The organism is Robertmurraya sp. DFI.2.37, assembly GCF_029211245.1.
Lineage (GTDB): Bacteria > Bacillota > Bacilli > Bacillales > Cytobacillaceae > Robertmurraya > Robertmurraya methanolica_A.
In genome coordinates, this window is the sequence record NZ_JARGEJ010000103.1 from 1 (window position 1) to 6,343 (window position 6,343).

At 41.4% G+C, this 6,343-nt stretch carries 4 protein-coding genes; all 4 read left to right on the forward strand.

Translation table 11 applies throughout. The features are described from left to right. Positions 1 to 241 precede the first annotated feature (241 nt). The 4 genes from cdaA (at position 242) to glmS (ending at position 6,191) form a co-directional block, all read left to right on the forward strand. The gene (gene cdaA / locus PZE06_RS25170; protein WP_150917706.1) at positions 242 to 1,069 is read left to right on the forward strand and encodes a diadenylate cyclase CdaA; all 828 of its coding nucleotides are present in this window, start codon (positions 242 to 244) and stop codon (positions 1,067 to 1,069) included. Next, complete coding sequence (locus PZE06_RS25175; RefSeq protein WP_150917708.1) at positions 1,062 to 2,297, forward strand: CdaR family protein; 1,236 nt, start codon at positions 1,062 to 1,064, stop codon at positions 2,295 to 2,297. The genes cdaA and PZE06_RS25175 overlap by 8 nt, the downstream gene beginning before the upstream one ends. Positions 2,298 to 2,326: 29 nt before the next feature. Next, positions 2,327 to 3,676 carry a phosphoglucosamine mutase gene (gene glmM / locus PZE06_RS25180; RefSeq protein ID WP_150917711.1) on the forward strand — a complete coding sequence of 450 codons (1,350 nt, stop codon included), beginning with the start codon at positions 2,327 to 2,329 and terminating at the stop codon, positions 3,674 to 3,676. Positions 3,677 to 4,388: 712 nt separating this feature from the next. Continuing rightward, positions 4,389 to 6,191: a glutamine--fructose-6-phosphate transaminase (isomerizing) gene (glmS, locus tag PZE06_RS25185; RefSeq protein WP_095314596.1), complete on the forward strand. Its 1,803-nt coding sequence runs from the start codon at positions 4,389 to 4,391 to the stop codon at positions 6,189 to 6,191. Positions 6,192 to 6,343 lie beyond the last annotated feature (152 nt).

The following is a 6,343-nucleotide window of genomic DNA, read 5'->3' on the forward strand; positions in this document are numbered from 1 at the left end:
GTGAAAAATGCGGAGGAGAAATGTATCCCGAGTATTACAAAGGAGTACACGGTATAGAGTATAAAATTTCGGATATTCGCTAGACAAAAAGGGACCGGGCGGTTTTTGCCCGGTTTTTCTTATATTAAGGACTTTCACATGTGATTAAAATGGCGTTTCTTTGAAATATGGTATACTATAGGGTAAAATGAATCGAAATCAAAGCATGCTTGCTTTTAAATATATAATTGGAGGAAGTCCCATGTCGATTGGAAATTTCAATCTCTTTGATCTACTGATTAATGCCATTGACATTCTCCTAGTAACTTTCGTGATATACAAGCTCATCATGGTGATAAAAGGAACGAAAGCTGTTCAATTGTTAAAAGGGATTTTTGTTGTTTTGATTGTAACTTTGATCAGTGACAAATTCCATTTACAAACGCTTAATTGGATGATGGAGCAAGTACTCATATGGGGAGTCGTCGCTTTTGTGATTATATTCCAGCCAGAGTTAAGAAGGGCCTTAGAACAATTGGGAAGAGGCGGCTTTTTCTCGCGCTCTGGGCATCAGGAGGAAGATGAGCAAGAAAAAATGGTAGAAGCCATTGTGAAAGCAACAGATTATATGGCAAAACGACGGATTGGTGCTCTTATTTCCGTTGAGCGAGAGACGGGGTTAGCAGACTATATAGAAACTGGAATTCCACTGAATGCGAATATATCATCCGAGCTACTCATCAATATTTTTATCCCAAATACCCCATTGCATGATGGCGCAGTAATATTACAAAAAAATTCTGTTGCCGCAGCAGCATGTTATTTGCCCTTGTCGGAGAGCCCTTTTATTTCAAAGGAACTAGGGACAAGGCATCGGGCAGCATTAGGTATTAGTGAGGTTACAGATAGCTTAACGGTCATTGTTTCAGAGGAAACAGGCTCGATTTCATTAACGAAAAATGGTGAGCTGCATCGTGATCTGAAGCTGGATAAATTTAGAGAGTTAATAGGAGCGGAACTACTATCCGAGGTAAAAGCTAAACAGACTTCTTCAGGTCGCTGGAACTGGAGGGGGAAAGCGAATGGATAAATATATTAATAAGTTGATTGAAAATAAATGGTTTATTCGAGTGATAGCGCTAGTGTTGGCATTGTTACTTTTTGAAAATGTGAATGAGGAAAATAAATCAGTTGTCAATGTTCCTCAGGATCAAGAATCAGAGGTCATTGAAGCCGTACCAGTAACAAGCTATTATGATGCGGATAATCTGGTTGTAACAGGTGTGCCGGAAACTGTGAAGCTGACGTTATCAGGTCCTCGATCAAATCTCCAGCAGGCTCTAGCACAAAGAGGTTTTGAGGTATATGTTGATTTAACCGAAGCAGAAATTGGTACTCAAGAAGTACAAATTCAAATTCGGGACATATCAGAAAGGTTAAAGGTAAGCATTGATCCGGAGACCGTTACGGTTTCCGTTCAAGAAAAAGTATCGAAGGAATTTAGTGTCGAGGCAGAGTTCGATAGCAATATTTTAGCAGAAGGTTATGTTTCAGATGTTGCCGTAGTAGAGCCTAATAAAGTAACGGTAACAGGGGCAAAGGATGTCGTTGAGAGCATTACGTATGTGAAGGCGACATTAGATGTAAAAGGACCAATTAATGAAACGCTCAAAAGAGAAGCAAACATATTAGTCCTCGATCAGGCTTTAAATAAATTGGATGTTCTTGTTGAACCTAGCACGGTTCAAGTGACAATTCCGGTAAAAGCATCAACGAAGACAGTCCCGATCAACATTGTGCAATCGGGAAGATTGCCAGCGGGTGTCACGATTGAATCGATCAGATTGGAAAAAGATGAAGCGAAAATCATCGCCCCTGAGGATGTATTAGACAAAACCGATTCAGTCCGGGTAGAACTAGATGTAAGTGAAATTGAAAAGGATACTGAGCTGACCCTACCTGTCATTATCTCTGAAGGGGTTATTGCCGTTGACCCACAAGTCGTAAAAGTATCGATTCGGGCCAATAAAACAGAAGATCGAACGTTTTCTAATATTCCTATTGGTATAGAAGGACTATCAAATTCATATGAAGCTGTGTTTCGTGAACCAGCGAATGGCTCGACAAGCCTGACGCTATCAGGCAGCAGTGGAGACATCGCCTCCTTATCAGCATCAAGCTTTCGTCTTTTTATTGATGCATCAAATTTGGAACCAGGGGAGCATGAAGTCAAGATTCAGGTCGATGGACCGAACAATGTGGAATGGAAATTAGCGAGAGAGACTGTGAAAATATTAATAACTCAAGAAGATGAGTAGTGATTGAATAGGAAAAGGAGCGAGAATAGATGGGTAAATATTTCGGTACGGATGGAGTTCGCGGAGTTGCCAATAGCGAATTAACGCCAGAGCTTGCCTTTAAATTAGGCCGCCTTGGAGGATATGTTCTAACGAAGGATCAGCCTAGACCAAAAGTTTTAATTGGTCGCGATACACGCATTTCAGGTCATATGCTAGAGGGAGCGTTAGTTGCAGGGTTACTATCGATTGGTGCGGAGGTCATGCGCTTAGGTGTTATTTCCACCCCAGGGGTCGCCTATTTAACAAAAGTACTCGGCGCGCAAGCTGGAGTCATGATTTCAGCGTCGCATAATCCTGTTGCTGACAATGGGATCAAATTTTTTGGTTCAGATGGTTTTAAGCTTTCGGATGAACAAGAGCAGGAAATTGAGCAATTATTGGACATGGCAGAGGATGAGTTACCAAGGCCGGTCGGTGAAAATCTTGGACAAGTGAATGATTATTTTGAAGGTGGTCAAAAGTACCTGCAATTCTTAAAGCAAACGGTGGACGAGGACTTTTCCGGCATACATATTGCTTTGGATTGTGCTCATGGTGCGACATCTTCATTGGCAGCACACTTATTCGCTGATCTTGAAGCGGATTTATCGACAATGGGGGCTTCTCCTAATGGTCTTAATATTAATGCTGGGGTTGGTTCTACTCATCCAGAAGCATTGGCGGCCTTCTTAAAAGAAAAAGAAGCAGATGTCGGTCTTGCTTTTGATGGAGATGGCGATCGCCTCATTGCCATTGATGAGAATGGAGACATCGTTGACGGTGATCAAATCATGTTCATATGTGCGAAATATATGCATGCCAATGGACGCTTAAAGCATAACACTGTTGTTTCTACCGTGATGAGCAATCTTGGCTTTTATAAAGGCCTTGAAGCAAATGAAATCAAGAGCGTACAAACAGCAGTTGGCGACCGTTATGTGGTTGAAGAAATGAAGAAAAACGGCTTTAATTTGGGGGGCGAGCAGTCCGGCCATATTATTTTCTTAGAATACAATACGACAGGTGATGGTCTGTTGACAGGGCTGCAGCTCGTCAATATTATGAAAATGACAAAAAAGAAGTTATCAGAGCTTGCCGCTGAAATGGAAAAATTCCCGCAAAAGCTTGTCAATATTCGTGTTACAGATAAACATCATGTCACCGATAACGAAAAAGTAAAAGCGATTATTGCAGAAGTAGAAGCTGAGATGAATGGCAATGGTCGTATTTTAGTTCGTCCGTCCGGAACGGAGCCATTGGTTCGTGTTATGGCAGAGGCGCCGACAGAAGAGCAGTGTCAATCATACGTAGAACGTATTGCTGAGGTTGTTAAAGAGGAAATGGGACTTCAAGAATAAAGAGAGAGCTCCTATTAAGGATAAGAACATACTGCAGAAATTTTTATTTTGAACTCTAATATTTAGTGTTATACGTCTAGCGCAAGTAGCCTTTCGCCTATATAACTTTAGGTTCTCCTACGATAGATTAATTTCGATTCGCTATCGCTTATCGATTTTCGTTATCGAAAGACCAGACCCTTCCAGTTTGTGTGGCGATGTTCAAGGCACTTGCGCATTTGTTTTGCATAAGGGACTTTTGACAGCCCTTATGCATATTTTATGATTAGAGAGCTTTTTGCCATCCAGTTATTAGTTGACGTGAATAGAATTCTAGGTTATGATGAACCTGTTTTTGTAAGAAATTCTTTTTTCTTGTAACCTTTCACCATCTTGGTTCGTCTATTGTATTTGTAACAAGAATTTTTTTTGCAAAAGCTTTACTCAAAATAGAAAGGTGGGCAGAAGGCATTGATTTTTTAAAGCGCCTGAACTAATTACTGGAGCGAAGGAGTAGTTAGTTGACGAGGAGGAGGTTTATCGAATGTTCGGCGGATACCTCCCGGTTGTAGATGCCAACCGTCATTTCTTCTTTAAAACATCAAGGCGACTTGGTGGACAAAGAGAAGAAAAGCTGCATCACATCATAAGATTTTAAAATACAGAGATAAGGGGGCAAGTGCCCCTTATATGTAAAGGATTCTTGCCCCCTTGTTTGGGAGGAAGAATAAATATGTGCGGAATCGTTGGTTATATTGGAAATAATGATGCAAAAGAAATTTTAATTAAAGGCTTAGAAAAGTTAGAGTATAGAGGCTATGACTCAGCAGGAATCGCTGTAATGAATGCAGAAGGCGTACATGTTTTTAAGGAGAAAGGCAGAATAGCCGATTTGCGCAATATTGTTGATACGAAAGTGGCAGCGAGTATGGGGATCGGTCATACCCGTTGGGCGACACATGGTGTTCCAAGTGTGGTTAATGCTCATCCACATCAGAGTACAACAGAACGATTTACCCTTGTTCACAACGGTGTTATCGAGAACTACGAGCTTTTAAAAGAAGAATTTTTAATGGATACAGCTTTAAAAAGTGATACGGACACGGAAGTAGTTGTTCAGTTGATCGAAATCTTTATAAAAGAAGGGCTTACTGTGGAAGAAGCATTTCGCAAAACGCTAAAGCTTGTAAAAGGTTCTTATGCGTTGGCTCTTTTAGATTCTGACAATCCGCATACGATTTTTGTTGCCAAAAATAAAAGCCCGTTATTAGTTGGTCTTGGTGATGGTTTTAATGTTGTGGCAAGTGATGCGATGGCGATGCTGCAAGTGACCAATCAATTTGTTGAATTAATGGATAAAGAAATGGTGATCGTGAAGCAGAACGAAGTCACGATCCAAACGCTAGACGGTGAGGTAATGAGCCGTGCTCCATTTACAGCAAAGCTTGATGCAAGTGACATTGAAAAGGGTACGTACCCTCACTACATGCTAAAAGAAATCGATGAGCAACCATTAGTGATTCGCAAAATTGTTCAAGAGTATCGTGCTGAAGATGGATCTTTACACATTGACGATGAAATTGTTGCTGCCATGAAAGAGTCAGATCGAGTATATATTGTCGCAGCAGGTACTTCCTATCATGCTGGATTGGTTGGAAAACAACTGATTGAAAAGATGGCGAAAATTCCAGTCGAAGTGCATATTGCAAGTGAGTTCGGCTACAATATGCCATTGCTATCTGAAAAGCCATTGTTCATTTTCATTTCGCAAAGTGGAGAAACAGCAGACAGCCGTGCCGTACTTGTTAATGTAAAAGCACAGGGCTACAAAGCATTAACGATCACAAACGTACCAGGCTCTACTTTATCACGTGAAGCAGATTATACACTGCTTTTACATGCAGGTCCTGAAATTGCTGTTGCCTCGACGAAAGCTTATACAGCTCAAATTGCTGTTCTTTCCATTTTAGCGGCTGTAACCGCAAAAAGCCGTGGACATGAAATTGATTTCGACCTAGCAAAAGAGCTTGGGATCATTGCTAATGCGATGGAAGTCCTTTGTGATGAGAAGGATGACTTCGAGCAAATCGCCCGTGATTTCTTAGCTGATACACGCAACGCTTTCTTCATCGGCCGCGGTATTGACTATTATGTAGGTTTAGAAGGCTCTCTGAAACTGAAGGAAATCTCTTATATCCAAGCAGAAGGCTTCGCAGGTGGAGAATTAAAGCACGGAACGATTGCTTTAATCGAAGACGGTACACCAATCATTGCCTTAGCTACCCAAGAAATTGTCAACTTAAGCATCCGTGGGAACGTAAAAGAGGTCGTTGCCCGTGGAGCAAACCCATGCATCATTTCCATGAAAGGCTTGGAAATGAACGGAGACACATTCGTTCTCCCAGAAGTGCATGAACTATTAACACCTCTTATCTCTGTCGTACCATTACAACTAATCTCCTACTACGCAGCGCTGCACCGCGGCTGCGACGTAGATAAGCCGCGTAACCTTGCAAAGAGCGTTACGGTGGAGTAGGGAGATTGAGGTTTAAGTAAGTTTTTGTCTCCCTGCAACTCCCGCTTACAATCTGTAACTAAGTCTTACAATCTGTAAGTCAGTTTTACAAAGCAGGATGGATGACGACAACGATATGTATGTAAATTTTACTCTACCGAACCAGAATCGGG

What these genes read in the sequence shown, in the direction of transcription:
- glmM (WP_150917711.1), top strand. Translation starts at nt 2,327, where the DNA reads ATGGGTAAATATTTCGGTACGGATGGAGTTCGCGGAGTTGCCAATAGC.
- glmS (WP_095314596.1), top strand. Translation starts at nt 4,389, where the DNA reads ATGTGCGGAATCGTTGGTTATATTGGAAATAATGATGCAAAAGAAATT.
- cdaA (WP_150917706.1), top strand. Translation starts at nt 242, where the DNA reads ATGTCGATTGGAAATTTCAATCTCTTTGATCTACTGATTAATGCCATT.
- PZE06_RS25175 (WP_150917708.1), top strand. Translation starts at nt 1,062, where the DNA reads ATGGATAAATATATTAATAAGTTGATTGAAAATAAATGGTTTATTCGA.